Origin of the sequence: Providencia sp. PROV003 (genome assembly GCF_045040775.1) — a bacterium.
Taxonomy (GTDB): Bacteria; Pseudomonadota; Gammaproteobacteria; order Enterobacterales; family Enterobacteriaceae; genus Providencia; species Providencia huashanensis.
Map to the genome: position 1 here is coordinate 4,508,013 of NZ_CP096369.1, position 25,066 is coordinate 4,533,078.

21 protein-coding genes and 1 other annotated feature are annotated in these 25,066 nt (G+C 39.0%); of the genes, 8 read left to right on the forward strand and 13 right to left on the reverse strand.

Going from position 1 to position 25,066, the window contains the following annotated elements; genetic code table 11:
* Positions 1 to 84 precede the first annotated feature (84 nt).
* Complete coding sequence (dnaK, locus tag M1F14_RS20635; protein ID WP_048608428.1) at positions 85 to 2,001, reverse strand: molecular chaperone DnaK; 1,917 nt, start codon at positions 1,999 to 2,001, stop codon at positions 85 to 87.
* 336 nt (positions 2,002 to 2,337) lie between these two features.
* On the opposite strand from dnaK, the gene satP reads away from it, so the two are divergent.
* Entirely contained in the window at positions 2,338 to 2,904 is a 567-nt protein-coding gene (gene satP / locus M1F14_RS20640; RefSeq protein ID WP_042846988.1) for an acetate uptake transporter, read from the forward strand.
* A gap of 94 nt (positions 2,905 to 2,998) precedes the next feature.
* Here satP and mog read toward each other — a convergent pair whose 3' ends face one another.
* A complete protein-coding gene (mog, locus tag M1F14_RS20645) occupies positions 2,999 to 3,580 on the reverse strand; it encodes a molybdopterin adenylyltransferase (RefSeq protein ID WP_042847030.1) in 582 nt (193 codons plus the stop codon).
* Positions 3,581 to 3,767: 187 nt separating this feature from the next.
* On the reverse strand, positions 3,768 to 4,721 hold the full coding sequence (gene tal / locus M1F14_RS20650; RefSeq protein WP_042846989.1) for a transaldolase: 954 nt from the start codon (positions 4,719 to 4,721) through the stop codon (positions 3,768 to 3,770).
* A 353-nt stretch (positions 4,722 to 5,074) separates the two neighbouring features.
* Between tal and yaaA the strand changes: the two genes are divergently transcribed.
* A complete protein-coding gene (gene yaaA / locus M1F14_RS20655; RefSeq protein ID WP_048608432.1) occupies positions 5,075 to 5,851 on the forward strand; it encodes a peroxide stress protein YaaA in 777 nt (258 codons plus the stop codon).
* A 187-nt stretch (positions 5,852 to 6,038) separates the two neighbouring features.
* Positions 6,039 to 7,034 (forward strand): aldo/keto reductase, encoded by a 996-nt coding sequence (locus M1F14_RS20660; RefSeq protein ID WP_048608434.1) that lies wholly within the window; start codon positions 6,039 to 6,041, stop codon positions 7,032 to 7,034.
* Positions 7,035 to 7,088: 54 nt separating this feature from the next.
* On the opposite strand, the gene M1F14_RS20665 is transcribed toward M1F14_RS20660, so the two are convergent.
* From M1F14_RS20665 to M1F14_RS20685, 5 genes are read right to left on the reverse strand one after another with little or no spacing between them, the layout of a single operon-like run.
* The gene (locus M1F14_RS20665; protein ID WP_042846992.1) at positions 7,089 to 7,511 is read right to left on the reverse strand and encodes a DUF411 domain-containing protein; all 423 of its coding nucleotides are present in this window, start codon (positions 7,509 to 7,511) and stop codon (positions 7,089 to 7,091) included.
* Between the two features lie 43 nt (positions 7,512 to 7,554).
* Positions 7,555 to 10,692, reverse strand: a complete 3,138-nt coding sequence (locus M1F14_RS20670; protein WP_181469080.1) for an efflux RND transporter permease subunit — start codon at positions 10,690 to 10,692, stop codon at positions 7,555 to 7,557.
* A 3-nt stretch (positions 10,693 to 10,695) separates the two neighbouring features.
* Positions 10,696 to 11,964 carry an efflux RND transporter periplasmic adaptor subunit gene (locus M1F14_RS20675; RefSeq protein WP_042846994.1) on the reverse strand — a complete coding sequence of 423 codons (1,269 nt, stop codon included), beginning with the start codon at positions 11,962 to 11,964 and terminating at the stop codon, positions 10,696 to 10,698.
* A gap of 17 nt (positions 11,965 to 11,981) precedes the next feature.
* Entirely contained in the window at positions 11,982 to 12,323 is a 342-nt protein-coding gene (locus M1F14_RS20680) for a copper-binding protein (protein WP_181469079.1), read from the reverse strand.
* Between the two features lie 2 nt (positions 12,324 to 12,325).
* Positions 12,326 to 13,720 (reverse strand): efflux transporter outer membrane subunit, encoded by a 1,395-nt coding sequence (locus M1F14_RS20685; protein WP_048608437.1) that lies wholly within the window; start codon positions 13,718 to 13,720, stop codon positions 12,326 to 12,328.
* A gap of 162 nt (positions 13,721 to 13,882) precedes the next feature.
* On the opposite strand from M1F14_RS20685, the gene M1F14_RS20690 reads away from it, so the two are divergent.
* The 3 genes from M1F14_RS20690 to M1F14_RS20700 all read left to right on the forward strand — a co-directional run bounded on the left by M1F14_RS20690 (position 13,883) and on the right by M1F14_RS20700 (position 16,544).
* Positions 13,883 to 14,566, forward strand: a complete 684-nt coding sequence (locus M1F14_RS20690) for a heavy metal response regulator transcription factor (RefSeq protein ID WP_048608439.1) — start codon at positions 13,883 to 13,885, stop codon at positions 14,564 to 14,566.
* The gene (locus M1F14_RS20695) at positions 14,559 to 15,947 is read left to right on the forward strand and encodes a Cu(+)/Ag(+) sensor histidine kinase (RefSeq protein ID WP_166686982.1); all 1,389 of its coding nucleotides are present in this window, start codon (positions 14,559 to 14,561) and stop codon (positions 15,945 to 15,947) included. The genes M1F14_RS20690 and M1F14_RS20695 overlap by 8 nt, the downstream gene beginning before the upstream one ends.
* Before the next feature lie 129 nt (positions 15,948 to 16,076).
* The gene (locus tag M1F14_RS20700) at positions 16,077 to 16,544 is read left to right on the forward strand and encodes a hypothetical protein (protein WP_181469078.1); all 468 of its coding nucleotides are present in this window, start codon (positions 16,077 to 16,079) and stop codon (positions 16,542 to 16,544) included.
* 81 nt (positions 16,545 to 16,625) lie between these two features.
* Here M1F14_RS20700 and thrC read toward each other — a convergent pair whose 3' ends face one another.
* The 4 genes from thrC to thrL all read right to left on the reverse strand — a co-directional run bounded on the left by thrC (position 16,626) and on the right by thrL (position 21,470).
* Positions 16,626 to 17,921, reverse strand: a complete 1,296-nt coding sequence (thrC, locus tag M1F14_RS20705) for a threonine synthase (protein ID WP_048608444.1) — start codon at positions 17,919 to 17,921, stop codon at positions 16,626 to 16,628.
* Between the two features lie 3 nt (positions 17,922 to 17,924).
* Positions 17,925 to 18,854, reverse strand: a complete 930-nt coding sequence (gene thrB, locus M1F14_RS20710; RefSeq protein WP_048608446.1) for a homoserine kinase — start codon at positions 18,852 to 18,854, stop codon at positions 17,925 to 17,927.
* A gap of 3 nt (positions 18,855 to 18,857) precedes the next feature.
* Positions 18,858 to 21,317 (reverse strand): bifunctional aspartate kinase/homoserine dehydrogenase I, encoded by a 2,460-nt coding sequence (gene thrA, locus M1F14_RS20715; protein ID WP_042847001.1) that lies wholly within the window; start codon positions 21,315 to 21,317, stop codon positions 18,858 to 18,860.
* A 24-nt stretch (positions 21,318 to 21,341) separates the two neighbouring features.
* Positions 21,342 to 21,463, reverse strand: a sequence feature (Thr leader region).
* Positions 21,402 to 21,470: a thr operon leader peptide gene (gene thrL, locus M1F14_RS20720; protein WP_071548816.1), complete on the reverse strand. Its 69-nt coding sequence runs from the start codon at positions 21,468 to 21,470 to the stop codon at positions 21,402 to 21,404. (Overlaps the previous feature by 62 nt.)
* 1,154 nt (positions 21,471 to 22,624) lie before the next feature.
* On the opposite strand from thrL, the gene arcA reads away from it, so the two are divergent.
* Complete coding sequence (gene arcA / locus M1F14_RS20725) at positions 22,625 to 23,341, forward strand: two-component system response regulator ArcA (protein ID WP_004905684.1); 717 nt, start codon at positions 22,625 to 22,627, stop codon at positions 23,339 to 23,341.
* A 116-nt stretch (positions 23,342 to 23,457) separates the two neighbouring features.
* Here arcA and creA read toward each other — a convergent pair whose 3' ends face one another.
* Complete coding sequence (creA, locus tag M1F14_RS20730) at positions 23,458 to 23,934, reverse strand: protein CreA (protein ID WP_042847002.1); 477 nt, start codon at positions 23,932 to 23,934, stop codon at positions 23,458 to 23,460.
* Between the two features lie 184 nt (positions 23,935 to 24,118).
* Between creA and robA the strand changes: the two genes are divergently transcribed.
* Positions 24,119 to 25,033 (forward strand): MDR efflux pump AcrAB transcriptional activator RobA, encoded by a 915-nt coding sequence (gene robA, locus M1F14_RS20735; protein WP_042847003.1) that lies wholly within the window; start codon positions 24,119 to 24,121, stop codon positions 25,031 to 25,033.
* Positions 25,034 to 25,066: the final 33 nt, after the last annotated feature.

Genomic DNA, 25,066 nt, shown 5'->3' on the forward strand with positions numbered 1-25,066 from the left:
CGGAACGGGCGTAGAGTTTCCTCGACGCCCGTATCCGGTATCAGTAACTATCATTTGCTACAGCTACTGCGCCCGCTAAGGGCATTATTTTTTGTCTTTGTCGTTAACTTCTTCGAATTCAGCATCAACAACATCATCATCTTTCTTAGCTTCAGCGCCAGTTGCATCTGCACCTCCAGCTTGAGCTTGTTGTTGTGCAATTTCTAAAAGTTTCGCAGATGCAGTTACTAAGGCTTGGATTTTCGCTTCAATATCTGCTTTATCTTCACCTTTAGATGCTGCTTCTAACTCAGAAGTTGCTTTTTCGATATTCGCTTTATCTTCCGCTGGGAGTTTATCACCGGCTTCTTCGATTTGTTTACGAGTACCATGCACCAGTTGGTCAGCTTGATTACGAACTTGAACCAACTCTTCAAATTTACGGTCAGATTCAGCGTTCGCTTCTGCGTCACGTACCATTTTTTCGATTTCCTCGTCATTCAGACCAGAGGAAGCTTTAATAGTGATATTTTGCTCACGACCACTGTTTTTATCTTTCGCAGAAACATGCAAGATACCATCAGCATCAATGTCGAAAGTAACTTCAATTTGTGGCATACCACGTGGTGCTGCTTGGATACCATCTAAGTTAAACTGACCCAGTGATTTGTTATCACTTGCACGTTTACGCTCACCTTGCAGAACATGGATAGTTACTGCAGCTTGGTTATCTTCAGCGGTTGAGAATACTTGGCTGTGTTTCGTTGGGATAGTCGTGTTCTTCGAGATTAACGAAGTCATCACACCGCCCATAGTTTCGATACCTAAAGACAGAGGCGTTACGTCAAGTAACAGAACGTCTTTAACATCACCCGCTAAAACACCACCTTGTACTGCTGCACCCATTGCCACTGCTTCGTCTGGGTTCACGTCTTTACGTGGCTCTTTACCGAAGAAATCAGCAACAACTTTTTGTACCATTGGCATACGTGTTTGACCACCAACTAAAATAACGTCGTTGATTTCACTCACGCTTAAACCTGCGTCTTGTAGAGCAACTTTAACTGGCTCCATTGAACGCTTAACTAAATCTTCTACCAGTGACTCTAATTTCGCACGAGTCACTTTGATATTCATATGTTTAGGACCTGTTGCATCCGCAGTAATATACGGCAGGTTAACATCAGTTTGTTGTGCAGAAGACAGCTCAATTTTTGCTTTTTCTGCAGATTCTTTCAGACGTTGCATTGCTAACGGGTCGTTACGCAGGTCAACACCTTGTTCTTTCTTAAATTCTTCAACTAAGTAATTGATTAAACGAGTATCGAAGTCTTCACCACCTAAGTGAGTATCACCGTTGGTTGCCAGTACTTCATATGTTTTTTCGCCATCAACTTCATCGATTTCGATAATTGATAAGTCGAATGTACCACCACCTAAGTCATAAACCGCAATAGTACGGTTACCAACTTCTCTATCTAAACCATAGGCCAGAGCAGCAGCTGTTGGTTCGTTAATGATACGTTTTACTTCTAAACCAGCGATACGACCCGCATCTTTAGTTGCTTGACGTTGTGCATCATTAAAGTATGCAGGAACAGTGATAACAGCTTCTGTTACAGGCTCACCTAAATAGTCTTCTGCTGTTTTCTTCATTTTTTTCAGAACTTCAGCTGAAACTTGTGGTGGAGCCATTTTTTGGCCTTTCACGTCTAACCAAGCATCGCCGTTATCAGCCGCAATAATTTTATATGGCATGATAGAAACGTCGCGTTGAACTTCTTCGTCTTGGAAACGACGACCAATCAAACGTTTGATTGCAAATAAAGTATTTTCAGGGTTAGTCACAGCCTGGCGTTTTGCTGGCTGACCAACTAAAATTTCACCATCTTGAGTGTACGCAATGATGGAAGGAGTAGTTCTATCACCTTCGCTGTTCTCCAGAACACGAGCTGTAGTACCATCCATAATTGCAACGCATGAGTTTGTTGTACCCAAGTCGATACCAATAATTTTACCCATCTAAAACGCCTCCAAAGGAATTCTTTTCACTATGATTTCGATATCAATCTATATGTGGCTCAATATTTCATTTTCAAGGGAGTTTTCACTCTGAGCTCAAAATTATTTTTAAATACGCAATAATTCTGATTGATATCCGTCGATGTCTTAAAGATGGGGTCACAAATCCATTCATCAAGGGGGGAATTAAAAAAAATTTGCATTTATTGCAAAAAAACCTGTCTTGTGATCATGGTTTGAGCAATTGAAACTGCGTATGATCCGCCGTTGCTGCCAACCAGGCAGCATTAATCAACTTATATCTACTTGAATTTTATATATTTTACTAGAGGTTATATGCAGCCTAGCTCTCTTGCAAATCCAGGCCCGCTTGGTTTACTCGGCTTTGGTATGACAACCATCCTGCTAAATATCCATAATGCAGGTTTCTTTCCTCTTTCATCTGTTATTTTAAGTATGGGGATTTTCTACGGTGGGCTTGCTCAATTTATTGCTGGACTGATTGAGTATAAAAAAGGCAATACATTTGGTGCAACCGCATTTACCTCCTACGGCATGTTTTGGATTTCATTAGTTGGTTTATTATTTTTACCAACATTAGGGTTAGCCGAAGCAACTTCCCCTGAGTTTTTAGGCGTCTTTCTCGCTATTTGGGGAGTCTTTACCTTTTTTATGTTCTTAGGAACCTTTAAAGCAAACTTAGCACTGCAATTTGTCTTTGGTAGCTTAACGGTTTTATTCGCGCTATTAGCCATTGGAAATATAACAGGCAATGCCACATTACTGAAATTTGCAGGTTTTGAGGGCATTATCTGCGGCGCCAGTGCATTTTACTTAGCTGTTGCTGAGATTTTAAATGAACAATATGGCAAAACAGTATTACCTATTGGGCAGCGCAGTTAATGATAAGGAATAGTTTTTAATTATTTACCTTAAATCGTCTTAATCAGGTGGGGAACACTCACCTGATTACGTTCAATGACACTTCTCACGATAACTATTCTGACCGGATCGCCGATTTAGGCCTAAAAGCTTTGACTATTGCAGGGTCAGTTTCCACATATGGGCCGTCAAGTAATTGAATGCAATATGGAATACTGGCAAAAATCCCAGAGACTAATACATTACCGTCTTTATCTTTTAACCCCTCAAGAGTCTCGGCAATTGCTTTCGGCTGCCCTGGCAAGTTCAAAATTAAAGCTTGATTACGGATCACACCAACTTGGCGGGATAAAATCGCCGTAGGGACAAACTTCAAACTAATTTGGCGCATTTGTTCACCAAACCCGGGCATTTCACGGTCTGAAACCGCAAGAGTTGCATCTGGAGTCACATCACGGCGAGCTGGCCCAGTACCACCTGTTGTTAGAACCAAGTGGCAAGCAAATTCATCCACCAGCTCACACAGTGTTTGCTCAATCATGATTTGCTCATCAGGGATCAGGCGAGTTTCAATACGAAAAGGCGTTGTCAGCGTTTTTGCTAACCACTCTTCTAATGCAGGAATACCTTTATCTTCATAAATACCACTCGAAGCACGATCAGATACTGAAACCAGACCTATGCGCAATTCATTCATATAAACCTCAAAAAATTGATCAATCAGAAGCTGTTTACTCATGGGTAAACAGGCTCTTATCATATCATGATGCGTTTTTTCATACAGCGCCCTCAATTTTATATATTGAAATTGAGAACTAACTCAATGAAAAATTTTCATAAAAAAACCCAGCTCGTAAGCTGGGTTTGAATAGAAAAAGGTAATATTACAGTAAATCTGCAATCATTTTTTCCAGTTTTTCTTGGTCTACCGCAAACTTACGAATACCATCAGACAGTTTATCAACCGCCATTGGGTCTTGGTTATGCTGCCAGTAGAACTCAGCTTCAGTCAGTTTTTCACCTGGCTCTTGAGTTTTACCCGCATCAGTCAGTTTACGAACTAATTCACCTTGTGATTCAGATAACTCTTTCAGTAAGCCCGGAGAGATTGTTAGACGGTCACAACCTGCTAATTCGATGATTTCACCAACATTACGGAAGCTTGCACCCATCACTACTGTTTTATAGCCATGAGCTTTGTAGTAGTTATAGATTTCAGTCACAGAAATCACACCTGGGTCTTCTTGTGGCGCAAATTCTTTTTTATCCGTATTGGCTTTGTACCAGTCAAGGATACGGCCTACAAATGGGGAAATTAGGTAAACCCCCGCTTCCGCACAAGCACGAGCTTGAGCAAAAGAGAATAATAAGGTTAGGTTACAGTTAATGCCTTCTTTTTCTAGTTTCTCCGCAGCACGGATACCTTGCCAAGTTGAAGCGAGTTTAATCAGAATACGGTCATTGCTGATGCCAGCATCGTTGTACATTTTGATTAAATGACGAGCTTTAGCAATACAAGCTTCTTCGTCATAAGAAAGACGCGCATCAACTTCAGTAGAAATACGACCCGGAACTAATTTCAGAATTTCCAGACCGATATTAACTGCCAGTTTGTCACAAGCATCAACAATTTGTTGCTCGCGGTTGCTGCTTTGCTTACGCGCCCACTCTACCGCTTCATCGATTAGTTTGCGGTATTCAGGCATTTGTGCAGCATTTAAGATCAGCGACGGATTAGTTGTCGCATCTTGTGGTTTGTATAGCTTCATCGCTTCGATGTCGCCAGTATCAGCAACAACGGTTGTCAGACTACGTAAGGAGGTTAGTTTATCGGTCATTTCTTTAATCTCGTTGTTATACCCGTCATACTTCAAGCTGTAGTGGTGTTTGCTTACCACCTACCTACAATTTGAATTACTTTGCGTATTATAAAGGAATTGTGGCTATAGCCGCACCGTATACAGATAATATCATGCATCCACATTGCTGCAAGCAAGGAAATCCAGTCAGAAGCAACTATTTGATTAGCAATCGGTTTCGCCCCTTGATATAAAACTGAATCCTTTTAGCTAAACATCATTGATTAAAGAATAACAAAAAACAATATTGGTTTGGCTTATTATATCAATTAGCCATTAAGGATGAATTTTTGCTAAAGTAACGGCTATCATTGTTTAAAAAGGGTCAAGTCATGCTGATTACTATTTCACCTGCAAAAACATTAGACTACGAAAGCCCCCTGGCAACCCAGCAATTCACACAACCCGAGCTATTGGCTGAATCACAGAAACTGATTAATGTATGCCGTAAGCTAACCCCCGCTGATATTGCAAGTTTAATGAAAATTAGTGATAAGCTAGCAGGGCTCAATGCCGCTCGTTTCGCAGAGTGGCATGCTGATTTTACACCTGACAATGCAAGGCAAGCTATTTTAGCGTTTAAAGGTGATGTCTATACTGGCATGCAAGCCGAAAGCTTTTCTCAAGCAGATTTTGAATTTGCCCAATCTCACTTGCGTATTTTATCTGGTCTGTATGGCGTATTAAGGCCTTTAGATTTGATGCAGCCATATCGCTTAGAAATGGGCATTCGTTTAAAAAACACCCGTGGCAAAGATTTGTATGAATTTTGGGGAGACATTATCACCAAACAGCTTAACCAAGCACTTGCAGAGCAAAAAGACCAAGTGCTCGTCAACCTTGCATCCGATGAATATTTTAAATCAGTGAACACTAAAAAACTGGATGGCGAAATCATTAAACCTATTTTTCTTGATGAAAAAAACGGTAAATATAAAGTCATCAGTTTTTATGCAAAGAAAGCTCGTGGTTTAATGAGCCGGTTTATTATCCAAAATAAATTAACGAAAACAGATCAGCTTTCTGATTTTAATTTAGATGGTTATCAATTTGATGAAAGCCAGTCTAAAGGTAATGAGTTAGTCTTTACCCGCTCAGAACAGCCTTAAAACTCAAATTCAGGTATTGCCATAAGGTCAATACCTGATTATTTCAAGATGTTTTATTTTTTCGTACCCCATCACAGTTTAATAATAAAGCCTGCATACTCACAAAAATTCGCATCGATTACTCAGTTTACGGTTTCAGTTTATGACAACATAGGTTAAGTTTTACCCACTATTTTGGAGGTAAAGTATGCCTTATGTTGCATCATCAAAGCGCTATACTGAAATGGAGTATCGTTCATGTGGCCGTAGCGGGTTACGTTTACCAATGATTTCATTAGGGTTATGGCATAATTTCGGCGATAACAAACCTTTTGATAATTGCCAAGCCATGCTTCGGCACGCATTTGACCTTGGGATCACCCATTTTGATCTCGCCAATAATTATGGCCCACCACCCGGTGCTGCGGAAAGCAAATTTGGTCGGATCTTACAACAAGATTTCCTACCTTATCGTGATGAAATGATTATTTCTTCAAAAGCAGGTTATACCATGTGGGATGGCCCTTATGGTGATTGGGGAAGTAAAAAATATCTTATTGCAAGCCTAAATCAAAGTTTGAAACGGATGGGACTTGATTATGTCGATATTTTTTATCATCACCGCCCTGATCCAAACACCCCTTTAGAAGAAACCATGGGGGCTCTTAACCTCATTGTGCACCAAGGTAAAGCATTATACGTAGGTATATCTAATTATCCTACAGATGTAGCAAAGGAGGCCATCAGTATCCTCAATAAATTAGGTACTCCATGTCTTATCCATCAACCTAAATATTCCATGTTAGAACGCACGCCCGAAGAAGGACTCCTTGATTTACTGGAAGAAGAAGGGGTTGGCTCTATCGCTTATTCACCACTGGCTGGTGGAATTTTAACTGACCGCTATTTAAACGGTATCCCTGCCGATTCACGGGCTGCTGGTAACCCTTCACTACCGCCAGAAAGGCTCACTTCAAGTGTTTTATCTAAAGTCAAACAGTTGAACGAACTTGCGGAAAAAAGAGGTCAAAAACTCAACCAAATGGCCTTAGCATGGCTACTTCGTCATGACCGAATCACCTCGGTATTGATTGGTGCTAGTCGCATTAGCCAAATTGATGATGCTATGGGGATATTGAAAAATCGCGCTTTTACGCAACAGGAACTTAAAACTATTGAATTGATTTTAGAGGATTCAATATAAATTGCTTCTTAAGGCAAGTTGCAGAGTATATCTGCAACTTGATAATAATAAAAACTAACGGTATTCACCATTCGCTTTAAATTGGACGACGGAATATGGCTGGGTTCTGCCATCCGGTTGTTCCATCCCTAAACTGCCAATTGGCATCCCCGGCACCGAAATGCCAACGACATCCGCGGGGAGTGATTCAATAGCGTCAAGACTACTTACGGGGACATGACCAACAATCACTTTCCCTTTATATTTAGCAATATGGCAGCTACGTAAATTATAAGGCACCTTTAATTTATCATTTAACTGGCTTAATTCATCATAACTTATCTCATTAATAACAACATCATAGCCCGCTTTATTAATTGCTTCCCCCCATAACTGGCAGCAGCCACAGTTTGCATCTTTATACAATTGTACGCTTTCTGCTTGCGAAAAAGCCGAAAATGACAGTAATAACATTCCACTTAAAATTAGTTTTTTCATCCAGTTCACCTTTTAAATAATCACTAATAATATTTATAAAAATCTATTTTTTATTGCGCGCCTGACAAATTAGTTTGTATGCAGCAGGAATAATAAATAACGATAATAATGGTGCAGTGATCATTCCTCCAATCATGGGGGCTGCAATCCGACTCATCACTTCAGAGCCAACTCCAGTACCTAATAAAATAGGTAATAAACCTGCTAAAATTACCGCAACCGTCATGGCTTTAGGTCTGACTCTAAGTACTGCACCTTCATATAATGCACTATCTAAATCTTGTTTTGATAACTGGTTAATTCCTTGTACTTTTTCTTTATCTTCAATAGCATGTCTTAAATAAATCAACATAACAACACCGAACTCAGCGGCTACGCCCGCCAATGCAATGAACCCCGTTCCCGTCGCAACGGATAAATTAAAATTCATCCAATAAAGGAACCAAATAGCCCCGACTAAAGCAAAAGGTAGGCTGAGTAAAATAAGTAATGCTTCACTGAAACGCCTAAAAGCTAAATACAACAACACAAAAATGATCATAATAGTTGCGGGTACCATTAGCATAAGCTTTTGGTTAGCTCTTTCTAATAATTCAAATTGCCCTGTAAATGAATAACTCAACCCCGGCTTCATTTGGATGTTATCTTTTATTGCGGCATCAATATCTTTAATAACAGAAACCATATCGCGGTCTCGTGCGTCAATATAAATCCAACTTGTTGGACGTGCATTTTCTGTTTTCAACATAGGTGCCCCCATATTGACAGCCACATCGGCGACATCACTCAGTACAATTTGTTGCTTACTTGGCGTTAAAATCGGTAATAATTTCAATGCGGAAACACTATTTCGATGATCCTGTGGATATCTTAGACTTATGGGATAACGTTCAATACCTTCTACCGTTTCACCAATCATTTCCCCCCCTGTCGCCATCGATATATACACTTGTACATCGCTAATACTCATTCCATAACGGGCGGCTTTTTCTCTATCAATCTTGACATCAATATAGCGGCCACCAACCAACCTTTCTGCTAATACAGAAACAACACCGGGCACAGATTTAGTTACTTTTTCAATTTCTTGCGCTAAAGCATCAATTTCTTGGAGATCTTTACCTGAAACTTTAATCCCGATAGGGCTTTTTACCCCCGTTGAAAGCATATCGATCCGGTTACGAATTGGTGGAACCCATAGGTTTGCAACCCCTGGTAAACGAACTGTTTCATCTAATTCGTCAATGATTTTTTCAAGCGTCATCCCTTCTCGCCACTGTGATTGTGGTTTCAAACGAATTGTCGTTTCAATCATTTCCATAGGAGCGGAGTCTGTTGCCGTCTCAGCTTTACCAACTTTGCCAAATACAGTGTCTACTTCAGGAATGGTTTTTATAAGCTTATCGGTGTTCTGTAATAAAAATGCAGCTTGAGCGGGTGAAACCCCCGGCAATGTTGAAGGCATATATAACAAGTCGCCTTCATTAATTGATGGTAAGAATTCACCGCCTAAATGCTTTAACGGCCATATCACGGTAAATAGTGTTAAAAAACCGATTAATAATGTCGTTTTCGGCCATGCTAAAACCTTAAGCAAAATAGGGCTATACAGTGAGATAAGCCAACGGTTAAGTGGGTTTTTATTTTCATTTGGAATATTACCGCGGATCCAATACCCCATTAAAATGGGGATCACTATTAATGCTAAGGCAGCTGCCCCAGCCATTGCATAGGTTTTTGTAAACGCAAGTGGTCCAAATAACCGTCCTTCTTGCCCTTCTAACGTAAAAATAGGGATAAAAGAAAGAGTGATAATTAATAAACTAATGAATAAGGCAGGCCCAACTTCCACAGCGGAATCAGTTATAAGTTTCCAACGCTGAGCATTATCGAGTATTTTACCTTCATTTTGGTGTTGCCATTTTTCTAATTTTTTATGGGCGTTCTCTATCATCACGATTGCAGCGTCAACCATCGCACCAATCGCAATTGCAATCCCCCCTAACGACATAATATTTGCATTTATTCCTTGATAGCGCATTACAATAAAAGCAATAAATAAACCAAGCGGTAAAGAAATAATAGCCACTAATGCCGAACGAAAGTGCCATAAAAAAACGGCACAGACGAGGGCTACAACAATAAATTCTTCCAGTAATTTATAACTTAAATTATCTATAGCATTATCAATTAATATGCTTCTATCATAGGTTGTGATGATTTCAATACCTTCGGGTAAGCTAGCTTTTAAATCATCAAGTTTTTGTTTTACATCTTGGATAACATCACGTGCATTTTCACCTGAGCGAAGTAAAATTATTCCACCAACAACTTCCCCCTCACCATTCAGCTCCGCGACCCCACGGCGCATCTCAGGGCCTTCTTGTACTCGCGCAACATCTTGTAAATAAATAGGAATGCCACTTTCAGATGTTTTCAGGTAAATTTTATTAAAATCATCCAGTGACTGAAGATAGCCACTAGCTCTAACCATATACTCAGCTTCAGCAATCTCAATTGAAGAGCCCCCAGCTTCTTGGTTAGCCATCTCTACCGATTGTTTTATCTCAGGTAAAGTAATTGAGAACTGGGCAAGCTTCAGAGGGTCAACCACTATTTGGTATGATTTCACCACACCACCAACGGTTGCTACTTCCGAAACATTAGGCAGCGCTTTTAATTCATACTTCAAAAACCAATCTTGTAATGAACGTAATTCAGCTAGATTATGCTTTCCAGTTTTATCGACTAAAGCATATTCAAAAACCCAGCCTACCCCTGTCGCATCTGGTCCAATCGATGCGACTGCCCCTTTAGGTAACTTAGTTTGAACCTGATTTAAATACTCCAAAACCCTTGAACGAGCCCAGTACAAATCAGTATTATCTTCAAAAATAACATAAACATATGAATCACCAAATGCAGAAAAACCTCGTACTGTTTTGGCACCTGGTACAGATAACATCGTGGTAGTTATTGGGTAAGTAACTTGGTTTTCAACTAACTGTGGGGCCTGACCCGGATAGGTCGTTTTAATAATGACTTGAACATCGGATAAGTCAGGCAAGGCATCAACTGGTGTATGGCGAATACTCCAGAGGCCTACAATAACTAAAAAGACTACCCCCATTAATACCAAGAACCGATTAGCTACTGAGCGTCTTATAATCCATTCCAACATAGTCTACTCCTGAGATTTATGTGATGAATGATTAGATGGTGTGGCTTGCTCAGAAAGTGCTTCCATTCGTGCTAATGCACCAGCAATATTGGCTTCAGAATCAATAAGGAAAATACCTTGAGTCACTATAGGCTCTCCAACTTGTAAACCTTCAGATATGGCTGTCATTTGTTGAGATTCCTTGATGACCCGGACTTTTTTCGGGATAAACTCACCGTCTTTCCCTACCGCAATCACATGTTGTTCTTTACCTGAATCCACTATCGCCTGAGAAGGAATTAACAGACTTTCTTTATCTTCAGCGACTAAATTTAAATAAGCAGTCATCCCAGGTTTTAATAAATTTTCTCCATTTGTAATTTCTGCACGAATATTAATAGTCCGGCTAGCCGCATCAGCACTCGGTAATATCAACCAGTTATTTACTTTAAATTGGTGATTAGGATAAGCAGGAATAGCAACAGAAAATTGAACCTCTTTATTCAACAATTCTGCTGTTGATTGTGAAATAGATGCATTCAACCATAATGGAGTTGTTCCTTGAATTTGAGCAATAACTCCTTCTTTTGTCACATTCATTCCAAGGCGTAGGTTTAGTGCTGTAATCACCCCTGAAATAGGCGCTTTGATGATAAAACGAGTTTGTACTTTGCTACTTTTAATAAATTGAGCAATTGAATTTTCTGGCATGCCATTTAAACGTAGGCGTTCAAGCACGCTATTAAGATCTGTTTGTGGAACGCCCATCTGCTTCAAGGCGAGATATTCACTTTGAGCTTCGACCCATGCAGGGATGGTTAACTCAGCGATAGCTTCTCCTTTTTGGATCTGCTCCCCCACCGTAAATGGATAAACTTTTTCGACAAAACCACTTTCCCGTGCTTGTACGATGGCAAATTGGTGGTCATTAAATACAATTTCAGCAGGAAATGTTAAGTCATAGTTTAATTTTCCCCATTTCACAGCCACTGTTTTAACACCTAAATTTTGCGTTTGTGTTGGGTTAATAGTGACCCCTTTACTATCTGCTGAAGCTAAATTCTCATCCGCATATTTAGGTACTAAGTCCATATCCATAAAAGGAGACTTACCCGGCTGCTCAAATTTAGTATTTGGGTACATCGGGTCATACCAATATAAAACGGTGCGCTCTTGTTTTTCAGTTTCCTGTACCAGTTTTTCATCTACAAAGAAATAACGGTAAAATAAAATTGAAATCGCACTCGATAAAATAACCACAAGCAGTAATTTGGCCAGGTTGACTAATGACATAACATCTCTCTATCTATTTAATTTATCTTTTCGATTGATTTCAATATGGAAAGGTTGCCTTTTTGAGAAAAAGAAAACGTTAGTTCATCATTCTCTTGTAAACCTTTAATCATATTTTCATCTTCATAGGTAAAACGCATAGTCATTGGTGGCCAACCAATACTTTCAATTGCTTGGTGGTTAATTGTTAGTTTTTTATTCACTTTATCAATCGCAATTAACTTACCTTCTGTGTTAATAACCGGCTCAGCAACTTTTTCTGGGTAAACAGAATGATCGTGCTCCGCTGTATTTGCGTAACCTATCGTTGTGAACATCCCTATCGAAAGGGCAAAAATAACTTTATTCAAATTTTTCATGTTTACGATCCTATTTGTCCGCCACCTAATGCAGAGAATAAATTCACTTCATTCTTCTGCTGCTCTATTTTCAACATCAATAAATTCTGTTGCTCTGTAAATAAAATTCTTTGTGATTCAAGAACATCTAAATAGCTTAAACTGCCATATTGGTAACTAGCTTGTTTTTGAGCCAATACATGTTCTAACGTTTTGACATACTGCTTTTGAGAGAATATTTGTTTTTCTAAACTAGATTTAATCACCAACGCATCTTTCACTTCACGAAAAGCCACTTGGATATTTTTCTCGTAATTAACAATTGCTTTATTTTTGCGAATAGTCGCTAGCTCTAAATTTCGGCTATTTGTACCACCAGTAAAAATAGGGAGTGTAATTTTAGGAATAAAATTCCAAATACCATTCGAGGAATCAAATAGTCCCGACAAAGAGTCATTACTATTCTCAATGCCAGTATTGAAAGAAATAGAAGGGAAGAATGCCGCTCTTGCTACACCAATATTCGCATTTTCTGAAATAATATTTTGCTCTGCCGCCATAATATCAGGCCTTTTTAATAACATTTCAGAAGGTATATTTGAGGGGGTTATAATAAGTGGATACTTTGGCTCATAGCTCGTTGAGGCTATTTTTATTTTCTCAGCGTAATCATGCGTCAAGAAATTGACTAAGTTTTCATTTCTTACTATTTCACTATTAATTTTTTCTATACTAATTTCAATGGATTGAACTTGCCCTTTCGCTTGCTCTAAATCTGATAGTGTCGCATTTCCTGCTGCAACTTTTTGCCTCACAATAGATTGGCTGTTGAGATAACTGTTTTTTGTTTCTTGAGCAATTAATAAAAGTTGTTGGTTGTATACCACATCTAAATATGCGTCAGCGACAGCCTTAATCGTTAAAATTTGTGTAGCTCGGCTCATTTCTTTAGAAGAAAGGAATTTTGCTTTATCAGCTTCTGATAAATTCTTAATACGACCAAAAAAATCGAGCTCATAACTAATATCAATACCCGCACTGTATTTTTTATTCAGAGATGAATCAGAATTCAGTGACTGGTTATAATCACCACTCGCTGATGAGCTAATTTGTGGGTACTTTTCAGCCTGAGACAAGCCAAAACGAACACGAGCTTCTTCCACATCTAATGCGGCAAGATAAAGGTCACTGTTCTTTTCAAGGGCTGTCTGTATCACCCTTTTCATTTGCGGGTCTTGAATAAATGCTTGCCAGCTAGGTATAGAAAATGTCGATTCCCTTGTTCTGCTAGCGGCCGTTAAATCAGAATGTAATTGTTCTGGTACATTAGACTTTGGGCGCTGATATTCAGGAGCGAGAGAGACGCACCCTGTTAAAATTAGAGCATGAGCTATCAGTAATATTTTTGGTGAAAACATGGTATAGCCACGCCCCTAGTAATTAAAATTATTGCTATGGTAAAAAACACCTCCTGTTAGATTCATGACATGAAAATGACAAATTTGTCATTTTACATTTGTTGGTTTCAATGCTTAGAATAAAGCTGGATAAAATAGCTCCAACTCAGCTTTGAGGTACTTGTGAAATTACTTATTGTAGAAGATGAACATAAAACCAGAGAATATTTATCAAAAGGCTTAACTGAATCTGGTTTTATTGTCGATGCGATAGAAAATGGTATTACGGGGCTTCATATGGCAACAACAGAAGAGTATGACCTCATCATCCTTGATGTCATGTTGCCTGATATTAACGGTTGGGAAATAGCGAAAAACCTACGTACTATAGGCAAAAACACTCCTATATTAATGTTAACTGCATTAGGTAATGTTGAGCATCGAGTGAAAGGCCTTGAACTTGGCGCTGACGATTATCTTGTAAAACCTTTCGATTTTTCTGAATTACTTGCTCGTGTTAGAACTCTTTTACGTCGAGGAAATAATAATATTCAAAAAACTCAATTTTCTATTGCTGATTTGCATGTTGATTTAATTAAAAGACGAGTCACTCGGTCTAATGAAAAAATTAATTTAACGAGTAAAGAATTTGCTTTGCTTGAGCTTTTTGTTCTACATCAAGGCGAAGTGCTATCACGCTCTTTAATTGCATCAAAAGTATGGGACATGAATTTTGATAGCGACACCAATGTTATTGATGTCGCGATTAAGCGTTTAAGATCAAAAATCGATCATAATTACGAACCGAAACTGATCCATACCATTAGGGGTATGGGGTATTTACTTGAGATCCCAGAAAATGAATAAGCTATTTCGCTCCCCGATCTCTATTTCTGCTCGGCTTATTTTCTTGATCAGCATCACCCTTTCCCTTGCATTGTTATTATTTAGCTGGCTTATGATCAACTCTGTCGTTTTGCATTTTAAACAGCAAGATGAATATACACTCAACCAAATTAATTTAACGATCCACAGTTTATTAAACGAAAATGCTGGCTCACAAGATGAGCAATATACACTGATCAGAACTATTATTAATGAACATCAAGATATTGTGGTTTATTTGAGTGACAATAATGGAAAGGTATTAACATCACCGAATGCAACAACAGAACTTATTTCCCACTTAAAAAATTATGACCCTAACAAAAGCAATAAAGACCTCTACCTTAAAAATTACCGCCTGTCAGAAAGCTATATTCAAATCAGTGGCCCTTCAGAAGCAAAAAAATATCGGCTAGTAACAGCTTTATCCTTAAATTTCCATCATGATTACCTTAATTCACTAATAAATAATTTAATTATCAGTGCGGTTTTGCTATGTTTTTTAACCGTTTCTATTGTTTATTTTCTTGTTATCAAAGGGTTGAAACCACTTAAAGATGTCAGTGATGAAATAAAAAATGTCACCTCAGAGAATTTAAGTATTCGCTTAGACCCAACCGCTGTCCCTAAAGAACTAAAACAATTAACTATTTCATTTAACCAAATGTTGGTTAAAATTGAAGATGTTTTTGTCAGGCAAACCAATTTTTCAGCGGATATAGCTCATGAAATGCGCACTCCTATCACTAATTTAATGACTGAAACACAAATATCTTTAAATAAAAATCGAACAAAGGAAGAATTAGTCGAGGTGCTTTATTCAAACTTGGAAGAATATAATCGACTATCACGGATGATCTCAGACATGTTATTTCTGGCGCAAGCCGATGATAACCGATTGATCCCAGAGAAAAAACAGATCAATCTTAAGGAGGAAATAACTTTAATTCTTGATTACTTTGAGTTTTTAGCAGAAGACAATGAAATTCAATTAAAACTTATTGGTGAAGCAAACCCTATTTTTGCAGATAAAAACATGCTTCGTCGAGCAATTACCAATTTAATTTCGAATGGCATCCGCTATACGCCAAAAGGTGATTCCGTCAGTATAAATTTGGCAAATGTCAAAGGTGGAATTGAGATTATCATTAGTAACCCAGGTAAAAAAATCCCTGAAGAACATCTCCCTAAGTTATTTGATCGATTTTATCGGGTGGATAAATCAAGGCAAAGAAAAAATGAGGGGAGTGGAATTGGTTTAGCGATTGTGAAATCAATTATACTTGCACATAAAGGATCTATTCAGATTGCTTCAGATGAGTATTCTACCCGTTTTACAATTTTCCTTCCTAATAATATATAAAATTTCTCATTTAGAGTTAAAAAAGAAAAATGGCAGATTTGTCATTTTTCTGTCAGGTATTAGACAGAAATAAACCCTTATTATAACCATATAGAAAGTTATTCTGTTTTATTTTAATAAGGATTTATCATGAAAAAAGTTATTTTGACTTTGGGGCTTATCGTTGTCACTGCTAATATGGCTTACGCAAAACCTGAAAATAATATACATAAAAATGCGGCAACGGCGCTTTCATTTACTGAGAATAGCACATCTGCATCGACTCAAAAGGCGATTAATAACCACCTTAATCAAGCTGGAATTAATACAAAAAAAGCCATTAACCAAGGATTAAGTTTTTCTGAATTAGATAGCCATGCTAAAGCGGCTGTTGCCCTTAGTTTTACTAAAAACAATACGTCACCAACTATGAGGCAAGCAATTTTAAATCACAAAAGCCAATCTAAAGATTTTCAACAATCAAAGCCTTTGAACTCAATATTATTTACCGATATGAATGAACATGAGAAGGCAATTACTATGCTGAGGTTTAATAAAAATAGTTCCTCAGCGAGTATTCAAAATGAAATTAACCGTCATTTAGAGCAGCTCAATTAATAGATTAAATTTAATTGTTCATTCACTTGAATAAATAACGGAGGCCAGAGCCTCCGTTATTTATTAATATGCTATTTACTCTTATTGCTTAGGTGCTAATTTCATCAAGAATGTACGCAACTCTGCAAAATCAGAAGGTAAGAAATGCGATAACAGCGGAAGTTCAGCACGCTCAGCAAGCTCTTTTGGTAAAGGGATCTGTTTACCTAAGATTTCCTCGACACTTTCTTTAAACTTAGCTGGGTGAGCCGTTCCTAAAAATAGTCCGTATTCCCCTTGTTGTAGCTGATCACGTAAAACACGATAAGCAACAGCAGCATGTGGTTCTGATAGATAACCTTTTTTATCCAATTCACGTACGGTTTCTTTTGTCACATCATCATTAACCGTGCCATAACCAAGATCTTTCAGTGACCAGCCTTTACGACGGAATAATTCCTCAATGCGTGGCCAGTTATTTGGTTGGCTAACATCCATAGCGTTCGACAAAGTAGCTACGGTTTGATGTGGTTTCCACTCGCCTTCAACAAGATAGCGTGGGACAGTATCATTCACGTTAGTCGCTGCAATAAAACGCTTAACAGGTAACCCCATTGATTTAGCTAATAAACCTGCGGTTAGATCCCCAAAGTTACCACTTGGTACAGAGATCACGAGTTGATCACGTTTTTCAGCTGGGATCTGTGCAACGGCTTCAAAATAATAACAAATCTGAGCCAGTAAGCGGCTAATATTGATCGAGTTAGCTGAGTTAAGGTATAGGGCCTTTTTCAGTGCTTCATCATCAAATGATTGTTTGACTAATGCTTGGCAAGCATCGAAATCATCTTTGATAGCAACGGTATGAATATTGTCACCCAGTGTACAGAATAGCTTTTCTTGTAACGGGCTGATTTTCCCTTCTGGGTATAAAATAACAACCTGCACATTTTTTAAACGATAAAATGCATGTGCAACTGCTGCCCCTGTATCACCGGAGGTTGCCGTTAAGATAGTAACTGGTTGGTCACCTGCGACTTGCCCTAAAGCTTGAGCCATAAAACGCCCACCAAAGTCTTTAAATGCTAGCGTAGGGCCGTGATAAAGCTCTAAAGTCGCGATATCTTCCTCAACCTTAGACACTGGTGCAGGGAAGGCAAATGCGGCTTTCACGCGTGCAGCTAATTCTTCTTGAGGAATTTCATCACCAATAAAGGCATTTAAAATACGGCTACTACGTGTCACGAAATCTAATTTTAATAGTTCTTCAATTTCGCTTGCACTAAACTCTGGCAGATCTTGCGGAAAAAATAAGCCTTGTTGTTTACCAAGCCCCTGCTTAACTGCCTGTGCAAAACTTACTTGTTCGTTATTATCTTTTAAATTATACAGTTTCATTATTTACCCTATTGTCCTTGCCCCTGCGAGATCCAAACGGCAGATATGCACAAAGCCTTCATCATTCTGAATATAATGTTGTTGCAAGTAATCCGCCATATTTTCAGCGATTTGTTTATCATCGCAAATGGCAAACAGTGTCGGCCCCGAACCGGAAATACCACATGCTAACGCACCAATTTCTTTGGCATTTTTACGTGCCTCTGCAAACCCTGGCAGTAGCTGAGTGCGATAAGGCTCAGCCACGACATCTTGGATCATTGTTGCAGCAAGTAATGGTTGGTTAGTATGGCATGCATGGATAAAACCAGATAAATACCGGCCATGATTTACAATGTCATGGCGTGGGTAGCTATCAGGGAGAATAGCACGCGCTTCTGCTGTCGATACTTTAATTCCCGGATACGCCATTACCCAATACCAGTTTTCAAATGCAGGCACAGGTTGGGAAATAATGCCATTTTGTTCGATGATCAACTGTAGCCCACCTAAGAAACAAGGCGCTACATTATCGTAATGCACGCTACCAGAAATTCGCCCTTCTAATTCGCCCATCATGCCTAATAATTGCGTATCATCAAATGGCTTGTCCGCAAACTCATTTAATGCCATTAACGCGGCAACCACGGAACATGCACTTGAACCAAGACCAGAACCTATTGGCATATTTTTTTCAAGGGTCATTGCAACATTCAACTGTTTGCCAAGGCGTTCACAAAACAGCTGCCAACATTGGTAGACAATATTGTGTTCGTTCTTTTTCGGTAACTTAGCAACGAATTTACCTTTGTTCGTTAGCGAGAAAGTATCCGCAGCTTCAACGGTGACACAATCACCTAATAATGAGCCATCAGCAGGGGAGACCGCCGCTCCAAGGACATCAAACCCAACGCTAACATTACCTATTGAAGCTGGTGCATAAACTTTAATCACTTCTTAAACTCCCAATTTCCATGAAAGGGTACGCAGCATATCTGCAAATACACCAGCAGCAGTAACATCATTACCTGCGCCATAACCCCTTAAGACTAAAGGAATTGGTTGGTAATAGCGTGTATAGAAAGCCAGTGCATTTTCGCCATTTTTAACCTTGAAGAGTGGGTCATTGCCATCAACAGCAACAATTTTAACCTGACAGCGCCCTTCTTCAATTAACCCAACATAGCGTAACACTTTTTCTTCTGCTTCTGCGGCTTTTATACGCTGAGCAAACTGTACATCTAATTGTGGTAAACGAGCCATAAATTCAGCAACAGAGCCGCTGCTATCGAAATCCATAGGTAAAACAGGTTCAATTTCAATATCTTGTAGCTCTAAGTCATAACCTGCTTCGCGGGCTAAAATCAATAATTTACGTGCTACGTCCATACCGGATAAATCATCGCGAGGGTCTGGTTCTGTAAAGCCTTTCTCTTTTGCCAGCGCCGTTGCCTCAGATAAAGACATGCCCTCATCAAGCTTACCAAAGATAAAGGACAGTGAGCCCGATAAAATACCACTAAAGTGAACTAATTCATCCCCTGCATTGAGCAAATTTTGTAAATTTTCAATAACAGGTAAGCCCGCACCAACGTTTGTATCATAGAGAAATTTACGTTTCGAGCTTTCTGCTGCGCCACGCAATTGGTGGTAGTAATCCATGGATAATGTATTGGCTTTTTTATTTGGCGTGACGACGTTAAAACCATCTTTTAAGAAATTCACATATTGCTCTGCAATTTCTTGATTGGAAGTACAATCGATAATCACAGGGTTTAAGAAATGATACTCGCGTTCTAAACGGATCAAACGACTTAAGCTAAAAGGTTCTTTTGCTTCCGCTAATTCAGCTTTCCAGTTAGCTAAATCAATGCCTTGCATATCCGTTAACATTGCACGTGAGTTTGCGATACCACACACACGCAGGTCGATATGCTTTTGCTTCAGCCATTGTTGCTGACGGTGTATTTGTTCAATCAATGCATTTCCCACCCCACCGACTCCGATGATAAAGGCTTCAATCACTTGCTCTGCATTGAACAACATTTGGTGACAAAGACGTACCGCCGTGGTTCCCGCCTCGTTCGCAATTACGGCTGAAATAGAGCGCTCAGATGAGCCTTGTGCAATAGCAACAATATTGATATTGCCACGGGTCAATGCAGAGAAAAAGCGCGCTGAAATACCTTTCAATGTACGCATGCCATCACCGACTACAGAAATAATCGCTAATTGCTCCATCACGCCCAGTGGGTCTAATACGCCATCTTTCAACTCTAAATAGAATTCATCTTCTAGTGCAGCGCGAGCACGCTGTAGTTCATTATGTGGCACACAGAAACTGATACTGTACTCCGATGAAGATTGGGTGATCAACACGACTGAAATGCCTTTACGTGACATGACAGAGAAAATACGTGCAGCCATGCCCACCATTCCTTTCATACCAGGCCCCGATACGTTGATCATTGCCATGTTATTTAAGTTAGTGATCCCCTTAACTGGTGTGCTGTCATCCGTTTGACCATCCCCAATCAGAGTACCGGGAGCACTTAGGTTAGTGGTATTTTTAATTAGGCAAGGTATTTGGAATTGGGCGATAGGAGCGATTGTACGAGGATGGAGAACTTTGGCGCCAAAATAAGATAACTCCATGGCTTCTTGATAAGACATCCCCTTCAATAAGCGTGCGTCAGGTACTAAACGCGGGTCACAAGTATACACACCATCAACATCAGTCCAAATTTCACAACAATCTGCACGTAAGCAAGCTGCCAATACCGCGGCGGAGTAATCAGAACCATTGCGGCCTAACACCACTAGTTCGCCTTTATCATTCCCAGCGGTAAAACCAGCCATTAAGACAAAGTGATCTTTGGGAATATTTAAAGCAGCAATACGTTTTGTCGATTCATTTATATCAACAGTAGATTCAAGGTAATGCCCTTTTGCTAATAGGCTTTCAACTGGATTAATCACTGTCACATTATGACCACGAGCTTTTAATACAGATTCCATAATAGCAATAGAGAGCTTTTCACCACGGCAGATAATTGTAGCGTTGATGCTATCAGGGCATTGACCTAGGAGAGTAATACCATGCAGTACTTGTTTGATTTGTGCGAATTCTTGTTCTGTAAGTTTTTTCAGCTTGTCATATTCGAAACCAGGCTGTTTTTCTTTCAATCCTTTTAAAAGGTTAGCAAAAATCATTTCGGCATCATTTACATGCGTGATGACATCTTGACCTGCAACCGTTTTTTCAATCATAGCAACCAGATGGTTAGTGATTTTTGCTGGTGCTGATAGCACCAGTGCCACTTGCCCATCTGCTAATTTACTTTCAGCGATGTCAGCAACATTTAGTACCCGTTCGTCATTTGCAACCGAAGTACCGCCAAATTTAAGCACACGCATGGTATTTCTCTCCTGAATTAACACCAAAAAAAAGCCCGCATCTTATGGGGATGCGGGCTTTTTCATTTTTATTTTTTGGATGCGTCAGCCCGCCCCGTTTCCTGTGGTTACGGTGGTGGTGGTAATAATAATAGTCAGGCTGATATTACGCATAAATTCTGTCTGTCTCTTAGATCTTTTGGGTTTCTCCCTATACGGTTAAAGCAATCGGCATAATTTGTCAAATTTATTTGATTCTAACCCCTTTAACAAAACAGTTTTTCAATAAAAACCCCTCTAGGAAAAGGGAAAAAATCTTCATAAAAAAACAAAAATCCCACCAGTGCCAGCTTTAACAACCAAAATAATTTAAATTACCAGATGAATAATTTTTTGCGATTTTAATGGCTTATTTGTTTATTAAATGAGCAAATAAATACAATGATGGGATTTGATAAAAGTTATGTACCACTAAAAATAAGCAGGAATTTCCACCAAGATGAGTCAGAAAAAACCCATGTTCCAATTAACCTGATAGAGACTTATTTCTAGTTGTAGATCAATGCATGGGGTTTTGTGATTTACCGGGAAAGTTGATCGTTATCATATGGGCTTAATCTGAAAATATCTGATATCACTCTCTACATTTACACTCATATTCGTTGTTTAGCATAATCTCCACCAATTTATGCTTTATTTAAATGTAAAAATATTGTTAGTAAATTTCTTCACCCTTAAAATAACATAAGTATATTTACTTATTTACAATCATAAACGACTCATCATATTACTGCATAGACACTTTACTTCTAGTTTAGAAGCGTTTGCTCTCTATCATTTAAACAAAACAACCTGTCAAAATTCGAGATGAGTCACAAATCAGACATTATTTTTGATGGTATATTGGGGGAATTGCAGATTAAATTCTTTAATTTCAAGTCAAAGCAACAATCCTCATATTCGTCTTCTGCATTTTGACCGACTATCTGATATCTAAATCGCATGTTAATTTATATAATTATGTACCTAACAATTTTTGTTAACGTGCTACAATTGATTTTGATATGTATCAACAAAAGTTAGTTTTTTAGGTGGTAAATGCAGTATTAGCTGTTATATTGCTGTTAACAGCCCAATATTGGGAAAGTGCTTATATTTTGGCTAGTTTTTTAGAGCCATTTGCTGCAAAAGCAACATAATGTCACTGTTGGATTTTGAAACAAATTTATACTCATAAACGTGTTTTTTCAGAGAAAAATATAATAACCACCTAACTGAAAACGGCTTGTGAGTTCAGTATTTTTATTTTAATACTTTAGGTAGCAACTATGCAGACCCCACACATTTTGATTGTTGAAGACGAAATAGTCACACGCAATACGCTGAAAAGTATCTTTGAAGCTGAAGGCTATGTGGTTCATGAGGCAACTGATGGCGAAGAGATGAACAACGTTCTCTCCGAACATGACATCAATTTAGTCATCATGGATATTAACTTACCAGGTAAAAATGGCTTATTACTTGCTCGTGAATTACGTGAGCAAGAAAGTATTGCGTTAATGTTCTTAACTGGCCGTGATAACGAAGTTGATAAAATTCTCGGTCTGGAAATCGGTGCTGATGACTATATCACCAAACCATTTAACCCACGCGAATTAACTATTCGTGCGCGTAACTTACTGTCACGTACCATGAATTTGGCTGGCGGTACAGAAGAGCGTCGTTTGGTTGAAAGCTATAAATTTAATGGTTGGGAATTAGACATTAATAGCCGTTCATTAGTTAGCCCTGCTGGTGAACACTACAAATTGCCGCGCAGTGAGTTCCGTGCAATGCTGCATTTCTGTGAAAACCCAGGGAAAATTCAGACTCGAGCTGATTTACTGAAGAAAATGACTGGCCGTGAATTAAAACCTCATGACAGGACTGTTGACGTGACTATCCGTCGTATTCGTAAGCACTTCGAATCTACACCTGACACACCAGAAATTATTGCCACTATCCACGGTGAAGGTTACCGTTTCTGTGGTGATTTAGACGAATAATTAACAACCTAATTATTTGCATTATAGTTATCGAAATCCGCTGTCTTTTAAGCAGCGGATTTTTTATGAGTGGCATCCATACTATCAGAGGATTGCAGCCCAAACACTCGTCATAATCACCACGGCATGATCGGTACAGCACTTAACGCATTTTTCGGTGAGCCGTCGATCATTTTGTCTGAATACGTTAAATAAACCAGTGTATTACGTTTCGGGTCATAAAAACGAACCACTTGCAGTTTTTTGAAAACTAACGATGTGCGCTTTTGAAAAACAACTTGGCCTTTTGTTGGTTTACGCTTTACACGGTCGCTCAGTTCAATCGGACCAACTTGCTGACATGAAATAGCAGCATCAGAAGTATCTTCCGCTAACCCCAACCCCCCTTTGATACCACCCGTTTTTGAGCGACTCAAATAACAGGTAACGTTATCAACATCAGGGTCATCAAATGCTTCCACGACAATTTTATGGTCAGGGCCGAAAATCTTAAATACAGTATCGACTGAACCGATTTCTTCAGCGAAAGTAATACAAGGCAACGCTGATAATAATGACGCGAGAACAATATTTTTTAATCTGGAACAACGCATACTGGGTTTCCTATTCAACTCACAATCGGTAAACCTCGTATCAATACAAGGTTAATTATTCACTTTTCTAACTAATTCTCAAATACAACTCATTTACTATAAACGAAAAAGGTAACTTGATATAGAATAGCGATTCATTGATAGATTATATCTGTACTATAAGTCGCATTGGCTGGGGATATACATGGATCAAACTAATATTATTCGCGACTTGCTTCGCTGGATAGATGACAACCTTGATAAACCACTCTCGCTGGATAATGTTGCCGCAAAAGCAGGCTACTCTAAGTGGCATTTACAAAGAATGTTTAAAGAAGTCACTGACCAAGCGATTGGTGCTTATATTCGAGCCAGAAGACTTTCTCGTGCTGCGGTTGCATTGCGCTTAACAAGCCGCCCAATTCTTGATATTGCGCTACAGTATCGCTTTGACTCGCAACAAACTTTTACGCGCGCATTTAAAAAACAGTTTAACCTGACACCGGCTTTCTACCGCCGTAGTGAGGAGTGGTGTGCAACTGGGATTTGCCCACCGATTATCTTAGATAATCATATAAATATTGAACATGAATTTATGCAAATGCCTGAACTGCAATTGGTCGGTTTGGAGCAAAGCTGTTCTTATGCTTTAGAGGAATGGTCAACCGCATGTTCAGAAATGCGCCAAACGTTTTGGCATTATTATTTAGATAATACCACCAAGATTGCTTCTGAGGTGTTCGGGCTGCATCATGCAATCCATAACCCTGAAAAAGAAGACGAGCAAACTGTGTTCTATACCACCGCAGTTAGGCCTGAAGATGCAAGTTTCAATACTAATCAGTATACCAATTTGACATTACCGAGTGGAAAGTATGTGAAATTTTCATTTAATGGCGTGCCAACCCGAAATGCGTTACAGGAGTTTTTATACCAAATTTATGGTGTTTATTTACCCAAACTCAATTTAACGCGTCGCCCTGGGTATGATATTGAACATTACCGACTAAAAAATATCGACTTGCATAATATCACCCCAGAAAGTGATGACCCTAAAACGCATATCGATACGTTTGATTATTATGTTCCTATCAAAGCAGACGGTACTAAAGCACGCTAAGCTGAGGGAGTTTCATTACATTGAAACTCCTTA

Bases quoted from the DNA above. Each gene is read 5' to 3' on its own strand.
- dnaK (WP_048608428.1), bottom strand. From the start codon at position 2,001: ATGGGTAAAATTATTGGTATCGACTTGGGTACAACAAACTCATGCGTT.
- satP (WP_042846988.1), top strand. From the start codon at position 2,338: ATGCAGCCTAGCTCTCTTGCAAATCCAGGCCCGCTTGGTTTACTCGGC.
- mog (WP_042847030.1), bottom strand. From the start codon at position 3,580: ATGAATGAATTGCGCATAGGTCTGGTTTCAGTATCTGATCGTGCTTCG.
- tal (WP_042846989.1), bottom strand. From the start codon at position 4,721: ATGACCGATAAACTAACCTCCTTACGTAGTCTGACAACCGTTGTTGCT.
- yaaA (WP_048608432.1), top strand. From the start codon at position 5,075: ATGCTGATTACTATTTCACCTGCAAAAACATTAGACTACGAAAGCCCC.
- M1F14_RS20660 (WP_048608434.1), top strand. From the start codon at position 6,039: ATGCCTTATGTTGCATCATCAAAGCGCTATACTGAAATGGAGTATCGT.
- M1F14_RS20665 (WP_042846992.1), bottom strand. From the start codon at position 7,511: ATGAAAAAACTAATTTTAAGTGGAATGTTATTACTGTCATTTTCGGCT.
- M1F14_RS20670 (WP_181469080.1), bottom strand. From the start codon at position 10,692: ATGTTGGAATGGATTATAAGACGCTCAGTAGCTAATCGGTTCTTGGTA.
- M1F14_RS20675 (WP_042846994.1), bottom strand. From the start codon at position 11,964: ATGTCATTAGTCAACCTGGCCAAATTACTGCTTGTGGTTATTTTATCG.
- M1F14_RS20680 (WP_181469079.1), bottom strand. From the start codon at position 12,323: ATGAAAAATTTGAATAAAGTTATTTTTGCCCTTTCGATAGGGATGTTC.
- M1F14_RS20685 (WP_048608437.1), bottom strand. From the start codon at position 13,720: ATGTTTTCACCAAAAATATTACTGATAGCTCATGCTCTAATTTTAACA.
- M1F14_RS20695 (WP_166686982.1), top strand. From the start codon at position 14,559: ATGAATAAGCTATTTCGCTCCCCGATCTCTATTTCTGCTCGGCTTATT.
- M1F14_RS20700 (WP_181469078.1), top strand. From the start codon at position 16,077: ATGAAAAAAGTTATTTTGACTTTGGGGCTTATCGTTGTCACTGCTAAT.
- thrC (WP_048608444.1), bottom strand. From the start codon at position 17,921: ATGAAACTGTATAATTTAAAAGATAATAACGAACAAGTAAGTTTTGCA.
- thrA (WP_042847001.1), bottom strand. From the start codon at position 21,317: ATGCGTGTGCTTAAATTTGGCGGTACTTCGGTTGCAAATGACGAACGG.
- arcA (WP_004905684.1), top strand. From the start codon at position 22,625: ATGCAGACCCCACACATTTTGATTGTTGAAGACGAAATAGTCACACGC.
- creA (WP_042847002.1), bottom strand. From the start codon at position 23,934: ATGCGTTGTTCCAGATTAAAAAATATTGTTCTCGCGTCATTATTATCA.
- robA (WP_042847003.1), top strand. From the start codon at position 24,119: ATGGATCAAACTAATATTATTCGCGACTTGCTTCGCTGGATAGATGAC.